The 18,305-nt window shown below is 39.7% G+C and carries 18 protein-coding genes; 16 read left to right on the top strand and 2 right to left on the bottom strand.

Annotated elements, in window-relative coordinates:
* The first annotated feature begins 177 nt into the window (after positions 1-177).
* Complete coding sequence (locus tag O3633_RS02175) at positions 178-3,915, top strand: Cna B-type domain-containing protein (RefSeq protein WP_371620218.1); 3,738 nt, start codon at positions 178-180, stop codon at positions 3,913-3,915.
* Positions 3,916-4,398: 483 nt separating this feature from the next.
* On the opposite strand, the gene O3633_RS02170 is transcribed toward O3633_RS02175, so the two are convergent.
* Both O3633_RS02170 and gor read right to left on the bottom strand, forming a co-directional pair.
* Positions 4,399-4,932: a biotin transporter BioY gene (locus tag O3633_RS02170; protein WP_371620217.1), complete on the bottom strand. Its 534-nt coding sequence runs from the start codon at positions 4,930-4,932 to the stop codon at positions 4,399-4,401.
* 336 nt (positions 4,933-5,268) lie between these two features.
* Positions 5,269-6,615, bottom strand: coding sequence for a glutathione-disulfide reductase (gene gor, locus O3633_RS02165; RefSeq protein WP_371620216.1), 1,347 nt, complete (start codon positions 6,613-6,615; stop codon positions 5,269-5,271).
* Positions 6,616-6,856: 241 nt separating this feature from the next.
* Here gor and O3633_RS02160 point away from each other — a divergent pair, with 241 nt between their 5' ends.
* The 15 genes from O3633_RS02160 to O3633_RS02090 all read left to right on the top strand — a co-directional run bounded on the left by O3633_RS02160 (position 6,857) and on the right by O3633_RS02090 (position 18,229).
* Entirely contained in the window at positions 6,857-8,044 is a 1,188-nt protein-coding gene (locus O3633_RS02160) for an efflux RND transporter periplasmic adaptor subunit (RefSeq protein WP_371620215.1), read from the top strand.
* Positions 8,028-8,729: an ABC transporter ATP-binding protein gene (locus O3633_RS02155; RefSeq protein ID WP_371620214.1), complete on the top strand. Its 702-nt coding sequence runs from the start codon at positions 8,028-8,030 to the stop codon at positions 8,727-8,729. Before O3633_RS02160 ends, O3633_RS02155 begins: the two co-directional genes overlap by 17 nt.
* A 1-nt stretch (position 8,730) precedes the next feature.
* Positions 8,731-9,990, top strand: a complete 1,260-nt coding sequence (locus O3633_RS02150) for an ABC transporter permease (RefSeq protein ID WP_371620213.1) — start codon at positions 8,731-8,733, stop codon at positions 9,988-9,990.
* Positions 9,991-10,124: 134 nt separating this feature from the next.
* Complete coding sequence (metG, locus tag O3633_RS02145) at positions 10,125-12,122, top strand: methionine--tRNA ligase (protein WP_371620212.1); 1,998 nt, start codon at positions 10,125-10,127, stop codon at positions 12,120-12,122.
* A 103-nt stretch (positions 12,123-12,225) separates the two neighbouring features.
* Positions 12,226-13,152, top strand: coding sequence for an aldo/keto reductase (locus tag O3633_RS02140; protein ID WP_371620211.1), 927 nt, complete (start codon positions 12,226-12,228; stop codon positions 13,150-13,152).
* A gap of 98 nt (positions 13,153-13,250) precedes the next feature.
* Positions 13,251-13,487 (top strand): DUF2829 domain-containing protein, encoded by a 237-nt coding sequence (locus tag O3633_RS02135; protein WP_000141913.1) that lies wholly within the window; start codon positions 13,251-13,253, stop codon positions 13,485-13,487.
* A complete protein-coding gene (locus O3633_RS02130) occupies positions 13,480-14,178 on the top strand; it encodes a 3-oxoacyl-ACP reductase (protein WP_371620210.1) in 699 nt (232 codons plus the stop codon). The genes O3633_RS02135 and O3633_RS02130 overlap by 8 nt, the downstream gene beginning before the upstream one ends.
* A 36-nt stretch (positions 14,179-14,214) precedes the next feature.
* Positions 14,215-14,550, top strand: coding sequence for a hypothetical protein (locus O3633_RS02125; protein WP_371620209.1), 336 nt, complete (start codon positions 14,215-14,217; stop codon positions 14,548-14,550).
* An 18-nt stretch (positions 14,551-14,568) separates the two neighbouring features.
* On the top strand, positions 14,569-14,988 hold the full coding sequence (locus tag O3633_RS02120) for an SMI1/KNR4 family protein (RefSeq protein WP_371620208.1): 420 nt from the start codon (positions 14,569-14,571) through the stop codon (positions 14,986-14,988).
* A gap of 18 nt (positions 14,989-15,006) precedes the next feature.
* Positions 15,007-15,345 carry a DUF7716 domain-containing protein gene (locus O3633_RS02115; RefSeq protein WP_049530832.1) on the top strand — a complete coding sequence of 113 codons (339 nt, stop codon included), beginning with the start codon at positions 15,007-15,009 and terminating at the stop codon, positions 15,343-15,345.
* A gap of 53 nt (positions 15,346-15,398) precedes the next feature.
* A complete protein-coding gene (locus tag O3633_RS02110) occupies positions 15,399-15,770 on the top strand; it encodes an Imm51 family immunity protein (protein WP_053092376.1) in 372 nt (123 codons plus the stop codon).
* A gap of 51 nt (positions 15,771-15,821) precedes the next feature.
* On the top strand, positions 15,822-16,427 hold the full coding sequence (locus O3633_RS02105) for a DUF6707 family protein (RefSeq protein ID WP_049530831.1): 606 nt from the start codon (positions 15,822-15,824) through the stop codon (positions 16,425-16,427).
* 39 nt (positions 16,428-16,466) lie between these two features.
* Positions 16,467-16,967 (top strand): NUDIX hydrolase, encoded by a 501-nt coding sequence (locus tag O3633_RS02100; RefSeq protein WP_049530830.1) that lies wholly within the window; start codon positions 16,467-16,469, stop codon positions 16,965-16,967.
* A complete protein-coding gene (locus O3633_RS02095) occupies positions 16,945-17,847 on the top strand; it encodes a putative PEP-binding protein (RefSeq protein WP_371620207.1) in 903 nt (300 codons plus the stop codon). Before O3633_RS02100 ends, O3633_RS02095 begins: the two co-directional genes overlap by 23 nt.
* Positions 17,789-18,229 carry an ASCH domain-containing protein gene (locus tag O3633_RS02090; protein ID WP_371620206.1) on the top strand — a complete coding sequence of 147 codons (441 nt, stop codon included), beginning with the start codon at positions 17,789-17,791 and terminating at the stop codon, positions 18,227-18,229. The genes O3633_RS02095 and O3633_RS02090 overlap by 59 nt, the downstream gene beginning before the upstream one ends.
* The last annotated feature ends 76 nt before the right edge of the window (positions 18,230-18,305 follow it).

The following is an 18,305-nucleotide window of genomic DNA, read 5'->3' as shown; positions in this document are numbered from 1 at the left end:
TCTATTACATATTAAATTACCTCATTATTTTGAGTCATAAAATACTAATCATTGCAAGTAACTATCACAACTACCATAGGGACTTTTTCTGGTAAATTTAGCAATTGAAAGGGGTGTTGCCTACTGAATAGATGTAACATATTTCTCACTTAATTTAATCAAATAGAAAGGATTTTTATGGATAAAACAAAAAAATATCTCAGCTTTTTAATATTTCCACTGTTATTTTTGTTGCTGATCTTTCCGTCAGGAAAAGCGCATGCAGCAACTGATGTTACAGATAAAGTCAAAATAGAGAACTTGAAAATCAGTGTCGCATCCACTGGAAGTGAAACTGAGGGTATTTATGGTGCAAACGATACTTCTATGGGACTGAAATATTCAGGTAAGTTTAGTTTTCCGAATGTAGCAGTCAATGAAATCAAAGAAGGGGATTACTTTGTTGTAAAGGCACCAGATAACTTGAATTTGGTGGAAGATACTCTGGATTTGATTGATTCAACGTCAAACATCAAGATGGGAACGGTTCAAGCTGATAATGCTAACCATCGACTAGTGTTCACTTTTAGTGACATGGTAAAAGATAAGATGAATATTCGAGGAGACTTTGTTGCTAAAGCAAATGAGTCACTCTCAAAAGATGGGAAAACAGTTACTTACGTCCTACCTGATGGTAAAACACAGGTAATTACCTATAAGGTTAATACTTATAATAAAGTTGATGTGATAGGGGAAACGATCAGTAAGTACGGTTACAACGATCCAAGTAAGGCGAGAGCACATTTTCAGATGAAAATTAACCGTGCTAAGCAAGATATGACTGGACATGTTGTAAAAATCACGGATGACATCTCAAAGGGGGCCTTCGCTACCTATATAGAAGGAACCTTCTTATTGAATGAAGCTGAATTTGAAACTACGAATACGAATAGTTCTGCCGTTAAAAGTACAGGTAAACGTTATGAGATTACAACAGATGAAGATGTTTATCAAGCGGATTCGGATAATAAGGCTTTGCTACGTTTTACAAATGGGAAACGTGGATTTGAGTTGCTCATGCCAACCAATATGGGAACAAAGAGCTTTTTCTTGACCTATGATTCTACCTCACCAGCAGATACTTCTACGATTAGTAACTCAGCTCAGTACTTAATCGATAATGAGCCACAGCTTATTTGGAAAAAATATGGAAATGTTGATGGGACTAAAACGGAATCTACTTTTAATGTGAAAACTGTTAAGTCCGTTGGTGCTACTGTAGCTGCTGATATAACTGGTAAGATTAAGATCACTAAATTTGACGAAGCAGACGCGACTGTTAAATTAGATGGTGTTGTCTTTGAAATTGTAAACAAAAATAATTCATCAGAAACTTATACTGTAACAACTGATGAAAATGGTGTTGCACTTTCTCCAGCTCTTTCAGATGGTCAATACATTGTAAAAGAAAAGACCCCTAAAGCGGGTTATGTAGCGAATAGTCAAGAATTTGAAGTAGAGATAAAAGATGGAAAGGGTGTTCCCCTAAATATTTCTAACAAACGTGAAACTGTTGACTTTGAAGCAACAAAGACATGGGCCAATGGGAAAGCGACGGATTATAAAGAAGTTAAACTTGCTTTATATGTCCATAAAGAAGGACAAACTGTTGCAGATTCAAAACGTGTTTCCGGGAACTACACTCCGGAAGTAACTCAAGCAAATGGTGTTTATACTTACAAGTGGAAAAATCAGCTTCCAGGGCATGATGTTGATGGAAACAAACTAATTTACTCTGTTCGTGAACTTCAAGATTCCACTGAACTTCCTTTGAAAGAAGGCGCAGAAGTTGTTGTTGGTGAAAATAATTATGTTGTATCTTATGATGCAGATAAGACTCATGTAACCAATACACATACTCCAGCAGGCGCAGCAAGCGTAACTCTTGGAGCTAAGAAAGTTCTTGAAGGAAAAACTCTTGAAGCTGGGAAATACAGCTTTGAATTGAAGAAAGCAGACGGTAGTGTTGTCGAAACAGTAACAAATGCTGCTGATGGAACTGTGACCTTCGCACCAATCTCATATGATGAGAGCCAAGTGGGAACTCACAAGTATACAATTTCAGAAGTTGCTGGAAGTGAACCAGGAGTCACATACGACACAACTGTTCAAGAAGTTGAAGTAAAAGTTGAAAAAGTAAGTGCAACTGAATTGAAAGCAACTGCTTCAAAAGAAGCAAAAGATCTTGTATTTAAGAACGTTTACACTCCAGCAGGCGCAGCAAGCGTAACTCTTGGAGCTAAGAAAGTTCTTGAAGGAAAAACTCTTGAAGCTGGAAAATACAGCTTTGAATTGAAGAAAGAAGATGGGACTGTTGTTGAAACAGCAACAAACGCAGCTGATGGAACAGTGACCTTCTCATCAATTTCATATGATGAGAGCCAAGTTGGCACTCACAAGTATACAATTTCAGAAGTTGCTGGAAGTGAACCAGGAGTCACATACGACACAACTATTCAAGAAGTTGAAGTAAAAGTTGAAAAAGTAAGTGCAACTGAATTGAAAGCAACTGCTTCAAAAGAAGCAAAAGATCTTGTATTTAAGAACGTTTACACTCCAGCCAAAACTTCAGTTTCTGTGAAGAAAGCATGGGATGATAAGGACAACCAAGATGGTAAACGTCCATCTTCAATTACAGTTAAATTGCTTGCAGATGGTCAAGAAACTAATCAGACACTTGTACTCAATGTAGCAAACAATTGGGCTGGAAGTTTCACAAATCTTGATACTGATAAAGGTGGTGCCTCTATCAAGTACACAGTAGTAGAAGAACCTGTTACAGGTTATACCTCTGAAGTCACAGGAGACGCTACATCAGGATTTATTATCACAAACACCTACACTCCAGAAACAGTTGATGTCACAGTTACTAAAAACTGGAATGATAATAATGACCAAGACGGTAAACGTCCATCTTCAATTACAGTTAACCTTCTAGCAGATGGTACCAAGGTTGATTCTAGGGAAATCCAAGCTGCTGCAGACGGAACTTGGACTGCTAAATTTGAAAAATTAGCAAAATATAAAGACGGTAAAGAAATCAAATATGCTGTAACAGAAGAATCTGTTGTAGGCTATAAATCTTTTATCGACAACTTTACTATTACTAATAGCCATGATCCAGAAAAAATTAATATTTCTGGAACGAAAGTTTGGAATGATAATAATGACCAAGACGGCAAACGTCCAACTAAGATTACAGTTCAAGTCCTTAAAGGAGAACAAGTAGTTGCGGAAGTGGAAGTATCAGCAGAAACTGATTGGAAGTTTGAATTTAAAGACCTTCCTAAGTATGAAAAAGGTAAAGAAATCACTTATAAGTTGAAAGAAGTTAGTGTTGAACACTATACTACAGAAGTGACTGATAAAGATGGTAAATACACTATTACGAACACTCATACACCAGCTAAGATCAATGTCAAAGGTCAAAAGATTTGGGATGATGCTAACAACAAAGATGGCATTCGTCCAGACTCAATTGTTGTTAAGCTGTTGGCAAATGGTGTAGAAACTGGTAAAACAGCTACAGCTTCAGCAGCAAGTGGTTGGACATATGAGTTTACAGATCTTGATCGTTATCAAGACGGTGGTAAAGAGATTGTTTATGCAATTAAAGAAGCATATGTTCCTAAAGGCTATACTTCTGAAGTAATTGGCACTAATATTGTAAATCACCACAAGCCAAAAGACCCAGAACCAAACAAACCACAGGATCCAGAACCAAACAAGCCAAAAGATCCAGAACCAGGAAAACCAGGACAAAAACCTCAACTTCCTAACACTGGTGAAAAAGCATCTAACGCAACAGTAGTTGCAGGACTTGCTTTGATGGTTATTACTGGTGGATTGTACTTTGTAAGCCGTAAAAACAAATAAAGCGGCTCTTTTCTACCATTTGTCAAGTCTATCAAGGGCTTTAAGTAAAAAAAGAGATAAGACAGTAGCTATTCTGAGGTTACTGTCTTATCTCTTTTTTATGGCTCTTTGTCAACTGTAGTGGGTTGATGAAAAGTTATAACCTGGAGAGGACCAACTTGGTTCTCTCCTTTTTGATGTTCAAAGCAATGAGGATTCTAGTTTTAAAGTTTTCAAAGTTTCTAAAACCAAAGACATTGCATTATTTCTTAGGTTGATTGGTATCAGGTGTTTGGCCTAAGACATAACAAATAATGGATTTCTGGTGTGCATCAATCCCATAACAGGTTTTAATAAAGACTTCCATACGAAAAGATTTTTATTTTAACTGTATTCGAGTTATATCACGGCTCTTATTCATCTAGTTTTTATTGTTTAACTTTATTATAAGTTGAATATTTTTTACTGTCATGAGTTAGAAAGTTTTAACTGCTTAGAGTTTTATCAGGAGAAGTAACTTATGTTTTCTAAACGTTGAAGGAGTGGTCGGCTGATAAAACTGATGGCAAGGATTTTTGCAAGATCAGGAATGATAAAGGGAATGACACCGACAGCTAGTGCTTTATCAAAAGGCATACCAGCAAGGAAGTGGAGGCTGAGAATACCACCAACAAAAACAAGGGAATCTCCCAAGAGATTTGCAAGAAAGATACGAATATAGCCACTTTTCTTATGGATAAGATAGGACGTAAGTCCAGCATAGACAAGGTCAAACCAAAGATAGCCAGCGCTTGGGCCTACCAAAACATGAAAACCAGCTCCTCCACTAGCAAAGACAGGAATACCGATAGCACCCAGCAAGAGATAGAGACCAACAGAGAGAACGGCTTCCCTTGGTCTAAAAACAGTAGCAATGAGTCCGATAGCAAAGTTTTGTAGAGTAAATGGTACGGGTCCAATTGGAATACTGATTTGGGTTAATACTGCAATCAGAGCAGCCCCAATAGCAGGAATAGCGTAAATATGTGCTTTTTTCAAAATAGTTAACCTCTTTTTTCATTTATAGTAACTATTATACTGGAAGGGGGACGATTGTCAACCTATTTTAAAAATAAAGGTTACAAATCTGTAACGGCCGATTTAGACAAAAAAGTCGGCTAGTTTTTTTTCAGAACACAGATAGATCCTATCCGTAATAAAAAAAGTCCCCTTATGGAGCTTGGGTTACCATATAGTGAAAATTCTTAGGAATCCTGATGGGATGCTATTTTTAAGTGTTTTATAATTTGCTCTAATAAAAGAAAAAGATTGAAGAAAATGGTTCTAAATAGGCTTTTTCTTCAATCTGAGTGATCAAGATGGTCTCTTTTTGTATTAACGCATGGTCACAAATTCTTCTGAACCTGTAGGATGGATAGCGACAGTAGCATCAAAGTCTGCTTTTGTAGCTCCCATCTTGATTGCTACAGCAAAACCTTGAATCATTTCATCAACGCCGTAGCCGATACCATGAAGGCCAACTACCTTTTCGTTCTCACCAGCTGTAACTAGCTTGAAGCGAGCTTCTTGACGGTGGCTAGTTACTGCTGAATACATAGATGCAAATTTTGAAGTATAGACTTTAACGTTTTCTTGGCCGTACTCTTTGATAGCCTCTTCCTCAGTCAGACCGACTGCTCCGATTGCTGGGTGTGAGAAGACTACGGTTGGAATAGTCGTGTAGTCCATTTTTGCATTGGTTTTACCGTTGAAAAGTCTTTCGGATAGGGTACGGCCAGCCTTGATAGCAACAGGAGTTAGTTCCTTTTCACCTGTGACATCTCCAAGTGCGTAGATACCTTCAACGACAGTATTTTGGTATTCATCAACCTGGATAAAGCCGCGTTCATTGAGGGTAACACCAGCTTTTTCGAGTTGAAGTCCTTGGACATTTGGACGGCGACCAGTTGCCCAGATAACTTGACTGGCGGTATGGGTGCTCCCATCTTCAAAATGAATGGTAATACCTTGTGCAGTTTCTTCAAGTTTTGCTGGAACCTTATGGGTGTGGAGGTTTAATCCAGTATTTTCCATTTCTTGAACCAAGCTCTCAACAATATAGCTATCAAATCCACGAAGTGGACGCTCACGACGGACGAATAAATCAGTCTGTACACCAAGGGTATGGAGCACGCCAGCTAGTTCGACAGCAATATAGCCTGCTCCAAGAATGGCTACAGAATCTGGCAACTCTTCCCAGGCAAAGACATCATCAGAACTACCACCTAGTTCAGCACCAGGAATGGCAGGAATATGTGGATGTGCTCCGGTCGCAATCACGATGTGCTTAGCACGGATCAACTCACCATTGACACTGACTGTATGAGCATCAACGAACTCGGCGCGTCCTTCAATCAAATCAACTCCGTTACGCTTAAAGCTTCCACCATAAGAAGAACGAGCACGGTCAATATAGGCTTCACGATTCTTACGAAGCGTTGCGTAATCAAATTGATTCCCAGTACTTGTAAAACCATAGTCAGGTCCATATTTGTGGATACTCTCTGCGATTTGAGCACCGTACCACATGATTTTTTTAGGGACACAGCCGAGGTTGACACAAGTTCCACCTAATTTCTTTTCCTCAATAACTGCCGCCTTAGCACCATGTTCACCAGCACGATTCATGGTAGCAATTCCCCCGCTACCTCCTCCGATGGCGATAATATCATATTCTCTCATAGAAAGCTCCTTTACTTGTTTTCTAGTCATATTCTATCTTTTTTTAGAGGTCAATGCAAAAATCTGCTACGCTTGAAATTTTTAAGAAAATGCTTGCAAAAATAAAAAAGAAAGTGTATTATATAACTAATACAACAATAAAAGATTTTAGCAAATGTTTTTGGATAATGAGAAATCAATTGTCCATTTTTAGGATGTGTGCTATAATCTTAACATATATATTTATAAAAGGGGTATTGCTATGAAAAGAAAGTCAAAAGCTAAGAAATGGCCTTTGTTTACTGCTATTGGAGTTGCATCAGTACTTGTAGTGGGAGCAGCTGCTGTTCTTCTGTTAAGACAACCAAATCAAGCTGCAGCAAAGGATGAAACTGCTAAGATTGTCCTTGCCAAAGAGGGGTCTGTGGCATCTTCGGTTCTTTTATCTGGTACCGTAACAGCTCAGAATGAACAATACATTTATTATGATGCAAGCAAGGGTGACTTGGATGAGGTCTTGGTTTCTGTTGGTGATCAGGTCAGCGAAGGACAGGCTCTCGTCAAGTATAGTAGCACAGAAGCCCAGGCTGCCTATGATGCTGCCAGTCGTGCTGTTGCTAAAGCTAACCGTCATATCAATGAACTGAATGAGTCTCGAAATACCGCCGCAGCAACACCTAGCCTTCCGCAAGCAGGTCTAGAAGGAGCAACTGGACAAGCGCAAGCTCAGTCATCCGGTTCTGCCACAGCTGCTATTGATTCTCAAATCAGCGATGCTCGTGATGTGCGTGCAGATGCAGAAGCGCAACTCGAAAAAGCTCAAGCCCAGTTGAATGCAGCTACGGTTTTGAGTACAGTAGAGGGAACAGTTGTAGAAGTAAATCGTAATGTTTCAAAATCTCCAACAGGAAATAGTCAAGTTTTAATTCATATCGTAAGTAACGATAACTTGCAGGTCAAGGGAGAGCTTTCTGAGTACAACCTTGCTAATCTTTCTGTAGGCCAAGAAGTTACTTTCACTTCCAAGGTTTACCCAGATAAAACTTGGAATGGTAAGATTAGCTATATTTCAAATTATCCAAAAAATAACAGTGAAGCAAGCAGTAGCTTAGCTGGTTCAAACACAGGTTCTAAATACCCATATACAGTCGATATAACTAGTGAAATCGGTGACTTGAAACAGGGCTTTACAGTCAGTGTCGAAGTGAAAAGCACTAGTAAAGCATTGATAGTTCCAATCTCGAGCGTAGTCATGGAAGAAGATAAAAACTATGTTTGGATTCTTGATGAAAATCAAAAAGCCAAAAAAGTTGAAGTTGGATTGGGCAATGCAGATGCAGAAAATCAAGAAATCACATCTGGTCTGACAGATGGAGCAAAAGTCATCAGTAATCCGACAGCTTCCTTGCAAGAAGGAAAAGAGGTGAAGACTGATGAAGCAACTAATTAGCCTCAAAAATATCTGCCGTAGTTATCGAAATGGTGATCAAGAGCTTCAAGTCCTTAAAAACATTAACCTTGAAGTTCACGAGGGAGAATTCGTGGCTATCATGGGACCATCTGGTTCTGGTAAGTCCACCCTCATGAATACCATTGGTATGTTGGATACCCCTTCAAGTGGGCAGTATTTTCTAGATGGAAAAGAAGTAGCTGGTTTGGGTGAAAAACAATTAGCCAAGGTGCGAAATCAAGAGATTGGCTTTGTCTTTCAGCAATTCTTTCTCTTGTCCAAAATGAATGCTCTCCAGAATGTCGAACTTCCCTTGATTTATGCGGGAGTTTCAGCTTCAAAACGTCGCAAATTAGCAGAAGAGTATCTGGAAAAGGTTGAACTGACTGAGCGTAGCCATCATTTACCTTCGGAGTTATCAGGTGGTCAGAAACAAAGGGTTGCTATAGCACGTGCACTCGTTAACAATCCTTCTATCATCTTAGCTGATGAACCAACAGGAGCCCTAGATACCAAAACAGGAAATCAAATCATGCAACTCTTAGTTGAATTAAACAAAGAAGGAAAAACCATCATTATGGTAACGCATGAGCCTGAAATTGCCGCCTATGCGAAACGTCAAATCGTCATCCGAGATGGTGTCATTTCGTCTGATAGTGGTCTATTAGAAAAGGAGGAAAACTAAGATGCAGAATCTGAAATTTGCCTTTTCATCTATCATGGCCCACAAGATGCGTTCCTTCCTCACCATGATTGGTATTATCATCGGTGTCTCCTCAGTTGTCGTGATCATGGCCTTAGGGGACTCTATGTCTCGCCAGGTCAATAAAAACATGACCAAGTCTCAGAAAGACATTCATGTCTTCTTCTCACCTACCAAGAGTAAGGACGGTTCCTTTACACAAAGACAATCTGCCCTGACCTTGTCTGGCGGTCAAGAAGAAGTTTTTGTTGAACCACCAAAACCTCAAGAAGCTTGGGTTAAGGAAGCTGCAAAGCTCAAGGGAGTAGATAGCTATTACGTAACCAACTCAGCCAATGTGACCTTGACTTATAAGGATAAAAAGGTCGAACACGCTAACATGACGGGTGGGAATGTCACCTATATGGATGCGGTCGAAAATGAAATCATTGCAGGTCGTGGACTTAAAGCACAAGATTATAAAGATTTTGCAAGTGTGATCATTTTAGATGAAGAGCTTGCCAATAGCCTTTTTGGTTCAGCACAGGAAGCACTCAATCAGATTGTGGAAGTAAATGAAATCAGTTACCGTGTTATTGGTGTTTATGCAAGTAAAGAAGCTAAGGCTGCGAAAACATTTGGTGTTGGAGGACTACCAATCACGACCAATATTTCCTTAGCAGCTAATTTTAACACAGATGAGATTTCAAATATTGTCTTTCGTGTCAATGATACTAGCTTAACACAGACTTTAGGGCCAGAGTTGGCAAGAAGAATGACAGAGATTGCAGGTCTTCAACAAGGGGAATATCAAGTTGCAGATGCGTCTGCTGCCTTCCAAGAAGTTCAACAACTCTTTGGCTTCATAACAACGATTATTAGTGCTATTGCAGGGATTTCCCTCTTTGTTGGTGGTACTGGTGTTATGAATATTATGCTTGTTTCTGTGACAGAGCGTACCCGTGAGATTGGTCTACGCAAAGCACTAGGAGCCACACGTGGTAATATTCTAGTTCAGTTCTTGATTGAATCCATGATTTTGACCTTGTTAGGTGGTATCATCGGCCTTGTACTTGCTGCAGGGGTGACCATGCTTGCAGGCGTATTACTTCAAAACATGATTGCAGGAATCGAAGTTGGTGTATCCATCCCAATCGCTCTCTTTAGTCTAGCGGTCTCAGCTAGTATCGGTATGATATTCGGCGTTCTACCAGCCAATAAAGCCTCTAAGCTCGATCCAATCGAAGCTCTTCGCTATGAATAATTTAAAAGATAAAAAACGAGATAGACATTTGTCTGTCTTGTTTTTTGTATGGATTTCTCTATCGAAAATCACTAAAAATGTGGTATAATGAAGTGTTAGAAAAACAGGTTTCATTAGCCTGGAAAGGAAATATTATGTCTGAAAAGAATTTTTATATTACAACACCGATTTACTATCCATCTGGTAAACTTCATATCGGTTCTGCCTACACAACTATCGCATGTGATGTCTTAGCACGTTACAAACGCCTCATGGGCTACGATGTCTTTTATCTGACTGGTCTTGATGAGCATGGCCAAAAGATTCAACAAAAAGCAGAAGAAGCTGGCATCACGCCTCAAGCCTATGTTGACGGAATGGCAGTTGGTGTTAAAGAACTCTGGCAACTACTGGATATCTCATATGATAAATTTATCCGTACCACAGACGATTACCATGAAAAAGTAGTAGCACAAGTTTTTGAACGCTTGCTAGCTCAAGATGACATTTACCTAGGTGAATACTCTGGCTGGTACTCAGTATCCGATGAGGAATTCTTTACAGAAAGCCAACTTGCGGAAGTTTTCCGTGACGAAGCCGGAAATGTGACGGGTGGTATCGCTCCATCAGGTCACGAGGTTGAATGGGTTTCAGAAGAATCTTACTTCCTTCGCCTCAGCAAATACCAAGACCGTTTGGTCGAATTTTTCAAATCACATCCTGACTTCATCACTCCAGATGGACGTCTCAATGAAATGTTGAAAAACTTTATCGAGCCAGGTTTGGAAGATTTAGCAGTATCTCGTACAACCTTTACATGGGGTGTACCAGTCCCATCAAATCCAAAACACGTTGTCTACGTTTGGTTTGATGCCCTTCTAAATTATGTGACAGCTCTTGGTTACGGTCAAGAGGATCACGCTAACTTTGACAAGTTCTGGAATGGAACAGTCTTCCACATGGTTGGGAAAGACATCCTTCGTTTCCACTCAATTTACTGGCCAATCCTTCTTATGATGTTGGATATCAAATTGCCAGAACGTTTGATTGGTCATGGTTGGTTTGTCATGAAAGACGGTAAGATGTCTAAATCTAAAGGGAATGTTGTCTATCCTGAAATGTTGATAGAACGCTATGGTCTTGATCCACTTCGTTACTACCTCATGCGTAGCCTTCCAGTTGGTTCAGACGGAACCTTCACTCCAGAGGACTATGTAGGTCGTATCAACTATGAATTGGCAAATGACCTCGGAAACCTCCTCAACCGTACGGTTTCAATGATTAACAAGTACTTTGATGGTCAAATCCCTGCCTATGTAGAAGGTGTAACAGACTTTGACAATGAACTTGCTCAAGTGGCAGAACAATCAATCGCTGACTACAATACTTACATGGAAGCAGTTGACTATCCACGTGCACTTGAAGCAGTTTGGACCCTCATCTCACGTACCAACAAATATATTGATGAGACAGCTCCTTGGGTCTTGGCTAAGGATGAAGCGCACCGTGACCAATTAGCAAGTGTGATGAGCCACTTGGCAGCTAGCCTTCGTGTCGTAGCTCACTTGATTGAGCCATTTATGATGGAAACCAGTCGTGCAGTCTTGACTCAACTTGGTCTAGCAGAAGTTTCTAGCCTTGAAAACTTGAGCTTGACTGATTTCCCTGCAGGTGTAACAGTAGTTGCCAAAGGAACACCAATCTTCCCACGTCTCGACATGGAAGAAGAAATCGCCTATATCAAGGAACAAATGGAAGGCAACAAGCCAGCTGTCGAAAAAGAGTGGAACCCAGACGAAGTTGAACTCAAACTTAACAAGGAAGAAATCAAGTTTGAAGACTTCGATAAGGTTGAAATTCGTGTTGCTGAAGTCAAAGAAGTGTCTAAAGTGGAAGGTTCTGATAAGTTGCTTCAATTCCGCTTGGATGCTGGTGATGGTGAAGATCGTCAAATCCTTTCTGGTATTGCAAAATACTATCCAAACGAACAAGAATTGGTCGGCAAGAAAGTCCAAATCGTTGCCAACCTCAAACCACGTAAAATGATGAAAAAATATGTCAGCCAAGGTATGATCCTCTCAGCTGAACATGATGGCAAATTAACCCTTCTAACAGTTGATCCAGCTGTACCAAACGGAAGTGTGATCGGCTAAGATTTAAAAAGAACCAGTTTAAACTGGTTCTTTTCTTTTGTAAGGTATCAGTTGATAAAAGTGTCATTCTACTTTATAATGAAGAAAAACGGAGGAAATTGCCATGAAATATATTCCATTTGGTCAAGAGAAAAGAGAATTGTCCGAAATCGTTCTAGGCATGATGCGAATCAGTGACAAGTCGGTTAAAGAGGTTGAGGAGTTGGTTGAAACAGCCCTATCTGTAGGAATCAATGCCTTTGACTTGGCAGATATCTATGGTGGAGGTCGTTGCGAAGAATTACTGGGTCAAGTGTTAAATAATCGTCCTGACCTGCGAGAAAAGATGTGGATTCAGTCCAAGTGTGGCATTCGCATAGAAGAATTTACCTATTTTGATTTTTCAAAAGATTATATTTTAGAATCAGTAGACGGGATTCTAAAAAGATTGCAGGTTGATTATCTAGATAGCTTGCTTCTCCATCGTCCAGATGCTTTGATGGAAGCTGATCAAGTGGCTCAAGCTTTTGAAATTCTACACAAATCAGGTAAAGTTAGAGACTTCGGTGTGTCCAATCAAAATCCTATGATGATGGAATTACTGAAGAAAGAGGTCAAACAACCTTTATCTATCAATCAATTACAACTAAGCGCAGCTTTCACGCCAGGATTTGAATCAGGTTTCCATGTCAATATGGAAGGTGACAAGGCAGCTGTGCGTGATGGTAGCGTCTTTGAATACTGCAAATTAAACGACATGGTTATTCAAGCCTGGTCAGTCTTGCAGTTTGGATATTTCAAAGGGAATTTTGTCGGCAATGAGAAGTTCAAACAACTAAACCAAGTCCTCAATCGATTAGCCTTAAAATACGGTGTGAGCCCATCAGCTATTGCTATCGCTTGGGTGTTACGCTATCCATCCAAGATGCAGGCAGTAGTAGGAACAACTAACCCTAAACATTTGATAGAAGCAAGCCAAGCAAGTAATGTCAACCTAACTCGAAAAGAATGGTATGAGATTTACCTCGCAGCAGGGAATGATTTGCCGTAAGGGGAATTTGAATTTCAAAAATCACAGTCAAAAAGCCGTTGGAAAACGGTTTTTTGTTATAATGAAATTAAGATTTATAGATAACAAAGGAGAGAAACATGACATTCGAAGAAATCCTGCCTGGACTAAAGGCGAAAAAGAAATATGTACGTACTGGATGGGGTGGAGCTGAAAACTATGTCCAGCTCTTTGATACCATTGAACAAAATGGTGTCGCCCTTGAAGTGACACCCTATTTCCTCATCAACGTATCTGGTGAAGGAGAAGGTTTTTCTATGTGGAGTCCAACTCCTTGTGATGTCTTAGCGACGGATTGGGTGGAAGTCCATGACTAAACGTGTACTGATTACAGGTGTTAGTTCAGGGATTGGTCTGGCTCAAGCTCGATTCTTTTTAGAAAAAGGTTATCAGGTTTTTGGAGTGGATCAGGGTGAAAATCCTGATTTACAGGGTGACTTTCACTTTTTACAACGTGATTTAACGCTTGACTTGGAACCAATTTTTGATTGGTGTCCTCAGGTGGATGTTCTCTGCAATACAGCTGGAGTTTTGGATGACTATAAACCCTTATTGGAACAATCTGCTCAGGAAATCCAAGAGATTTTTGAAATCAACTATGTGACTCCAGTAGAGTTGACCCGCTATTATTTGACAAACATGCTGGAACATAAACATGGGATTATCATCAATATGTGCTCCATTGCTTCAAGTCTGGCAGGCGGAGGTGGGCACGCCTATACCTCTTCTAAACATGCCTTAGCAGGATTTACCAAGCAGTTGGCTCTAGACTATGCAGAAGCTGGGATCCAGATCTTTGGGATTGCTCCTGGTGCAGTCAAGACGGGTATGACCGCAGCTGACTTTGAGCCAGGTGGATTGGCTGACTGGGTTGCTAGTGAAACACCTATCAAACGCTGGATTGAGCCAGAAGAAGTGGCTGAAGTTAGTCTCTTTTTGGCCAGTGGGAAGGCATCTGCCATGCAGGGACAAATCCTGACGATTGATGGTGGATGGTCTTTGAAGTAGCATAGTTGGTATTCTGTGAATATGTGGAGGTAAGCTATGAAAAGAGATGAGTTTGGATTTGTCTTACCCAATCTCTACTATCAGTTTTTAACGGACTGGAAAGAGATTGACCCCTATGAAATTGGAGATACAGGTATCTGTTTGTATGCCAAGGAGGATCTAGAGGAGCGTAATGAGACTTATCAGATTGAGGAAGTAGAGCCAGATTACTTTATGATTGGACAGGAAGGATATTTGGCCTACTTTATCAAGAAAAATGCTGATGATTGCATTTATGAAAATGACTTGGGCGCTTTAGGATCCTTAGAAATGCAAAAAGTAGCTACAAACGTCTATGACTTTATTGATAAGGTATTGGAAGAAGAATTGTAAAAAAGGAATAAATTAATCATGTTTAGAGTGCTAGATGCAGATTCACAGATTTCAAAAGAAGATTTTTTACAATTTGAGGAGATTCTTGGGAAGAAATTACCGGAAGCCATGAAGGATTTTTACCTTAAGTACAACGGTGGTCAACCCCAAGTAAGGGGTGTCCACGATGAACATCATCTCTTTCCATTCAATTCCTTTGATTCACTTGATGAGATAAGGAAGTCTCTTACCTGGTTTTACGATGAGGCTGTGCCTGCAGGATTTAAGGCCACCGATCTTCTCCATTTCGCCTATGATCCTGGATCTGGCAACTACGCTCTTTCTCTAAGGGAGGAAGATTATGGTAAGGTTTATTTCTATGTTTTAGAAGAAAAAGCTGAGATCTATAGTCAATGGCCATCTTTTGAGGATTTTTTAAATTCCTTTGTTGAAGAGTGAGACTAAAAAGGAGAAGGGATGCGGAAACACCAAGAACTTTCACTAGAGCAGATTATTGAGCAGGTGCGAGCGGATCAACTAACTTCAGATGATTTTTGCCTCTATGGCAAGGAGGATGGAGAACTGGCACTAGATAGGCTCTATTGGATGTCAGATTATCCGGATGTCGTGGAAGACCGTGATATTTACCCTGCTGATGTAGTGGAGCAAGATCTCCAGCTAGTCTACTATGGAGAGCAGTTGATTGATGTTCTCACGGTTGCACTTGAGGAAAAGCCAGATGCAAGTCCCCAAGACTTGGTCGAGGCTTTGAAATATTATCAGCAGCATGATAGTTTTATGCCCTTTGAACCCTAGTTACAAAGCTAGAATGTTGCAGTTCCATTGATAATAAAAAAAGGAGTTAAGAAATGATAGATTACGAAAACATAAATGAAAATATTGCCCCTTTTAGCCTGCTTGTATATGATGAGGATCCTAAAAATGTTCGCGGGTCGTTTATTTATTACCCAGATGGAGAATACAGACAGGAAGTGTTTGACACTCGAGAAGAGGAGGGATTTGAAGGAAATGGCTACGATTGGGCATCGCTAGCTTTGGTATTTTTGGAGGAAAAAATGCCTGAATTAAGCGATGCAATAGACTTTGATCCTGAAGGAAGTATGTTTTGTGCCTATTCTTCCAAGGTGGACGCCTTGGCTAAATTCGCTTTAGGATTTAAAGAATTTTGTGATGATATCGAATCTATGAAAGACTTGTTCAGTAGAGCAGAGTTGGATTAGTTGACTAAAATCTCTTTAAATTATTTTAAAAAAGAATAGAAAGGATTTCAGATGAAGCTATCAGAAGTAGTTGAGCTAGTGGAAAATCATCCAGACCTACATCCCTATTTAGATAAAATATTAAAAAAGAATAAGAAGACCCAAGTTAGTTATCTCGAATCACTGAATCATCTGGCCTATTTACTTTATCTGGATGGTCAAGAGGAAATGGCTAAGGTATTATTAGATAGGATCATACAAGTTCCATTTGAAGGGAATTATAACAGCTGGACCTTTGTTGATAGCTCTCTAGTTTTATTGGCCTATCTGGAAAGAGAAAAAGAAAATCAGTTATTCGTCTATAAAAAACTCCTTTTATCTCCATTAGAACAAGGGGAGGAATCCACTCAAAACATAAGAAGGAGAGTTCATCAGAGATTTTTGAATGGTGATAGCTTGGAGCAAAAGCTTGCAAAAATCGAGCAAGCTTCAAGTCCTGAATCGGAAATGGAACGCCGTTTGCTATACTTGACAGATTTATTAAAAATTCACCTCTTTATTACTGAGTCAACTTGTGAAGAGACAGATATCCAGGCAAAAATTGAAGGGAATATGGAGATACTGAAGAAGTATATCAAGGATCATGAAATCTATAGCCTCTTTCCTTTTAAGGGATAAGGTGAGCTAGCAATCTTGGAGTTTAAGAAAGAATAGAATATGGAAATCAAAAAACACTTTGGGGTATACGGAGTCTGTCTTCAAGAGGGGAAACTGCTCTGTATTGTAAAAACAAGAGGCCCCTATCAACATCGCTTTGACCTACCAGGTGGTAGTCAGGAAATCGGTGAGGGATTGACAGAAACCCTCAAGAGAGAAGTTCTGGAAGAGACGGGGTATACGCTTATCCGTTATTGCAATCCTAGGATTTATGATGTGCTAGTTCATGAAGAAGGGCAAGACTTCGCCGTACATCATATCATGGCCTTTTATGATATCGTACTTGATTTAGAACGTTCTCAAAAATCACTTCCTCATGAAGTTCTTGATGGAAGTAACGATTCAGCAAATGCAATTTGGCTTCCTATCGAGCAGATTACCGAAGAAAATGCCTCTCCCTTAGTATTAAAGGTGAAGGCAGAGTTACGAGGATTTCCAGAATTGGACAAGACCTCTTACATGAATTGGAAGGTGAAAGATGAGAAACCAACTGGCTCTTAGTGGAGAACAAATTGTTGAAAAAGTTTATCCTCAACTATTTCACTATATCGGTATGATTCGTGGGGAATACTTGTTGAGAGAAATAAACCAAAACATACTATTACCAAATTGTCAGCAATTTGTAAAAGATTATTTAGAAACTATTTGCCATTTATACTCAGATGAAGAAGTCTGGTATCGATTTTCAGAGTTAACAAATGCAGAAGCAAATAGTCTAGACGGGACTAAAGAGTATTTTGACGAACGCCACCCCTTATTTGGATATAGAGGAACTAGGCGTTTACTGGCGTGTTTGGATGAATTTCAGGCTGAGGCACATGTCGTTACAGAAGTTTATCAAACCAATCCCAATCTGTCTGTTATTTTTCCTTTTGTCAATGATGCTGAACAGTTAAAACAAGCTATTAGAGTATTGCGCCAGCATGGTTTTACTGGAAAAGTTGGAACAATGATTGAATTACCGTCAGCTTATTTTGACTTGGACAGGGTACTGGAAACGGGTATTTCAAAGATTGTAGTGGGAATGAATGATTTGACTTCTTTTGTTTTTGCAACTGTGAGAAATAGTCAATGGCATGATATGGAAAGTCCCATTATGTTACAAATGCTGAGACAGATGCAGGATAAAGCAAGGATGAAAAAGATAGATTTCGCTGTAGCAGGTTATCTGAATCCTTCTTTCATACAAAAAATGAATCAAATGGATATCAAATGCATAATCCACTACAGTTCTATTCCAGAGATTTTTAATTTAAAAATTGACCATCCAGACCATCTCAAACGTGTAAAAGAAGAAAGTAAAAAATACAAAGGAGCAACCTATGACACCTCAAGAAATGTGGAATGCCTACAAGCAAATCAACCCCTCTATCGGAGATGAAATCGATGCCTGGGCTTTTGGAGTAGAAGCCGATCTCTTGGCAGATTTGGTTTTAAAAGGCGAAAAAACAGCAACTGCCTCAGCTTACGACCTCTACGCAGTAGAGGACGAACCCCTTCCCCAAGAAGGGACCTTTGATGTTGTTTTAGACAGTAAGGATCAAGCTGTTTGCATTATTAAAATTACAAAGGTTTCCGTTCAGCCTTTCCATCAAGTGTCAGCTGATCATGCCTTCAAAGAAGGGGAAGGTGACAAATCTCTCGCCTATTGGCGTCAGGTTCATGAAGACTTTTTCAAAGACTGGTTAGGAGAAGCAGGTCTGACTTTTACACCTGACAGCAAGGTTGTTTTGGAAGAATTTCGCAAGGTCTACCCTCTCTAGACTACTAGAAGGAAGAAAGTTTTGGAAATCACTGTCCAAAGCTTTTTTCTGACTTAAAATATGATAAAATAGGTAT

The organism is Streptococcus sp. 27098_8_22, assembly GCF_041432415.1.
Taxonomy (GTDB): Bacteria; Bacillota; Bacilli; order Lactobacillales; family Streptococcaceae; genus Streptococcus; species Streptococcus pseudopneumoniae_M.
Note: the sequence above shows the minus strand (reverse complement) of the source record. Positions and strands in the feature narration are given on the sequence as shown.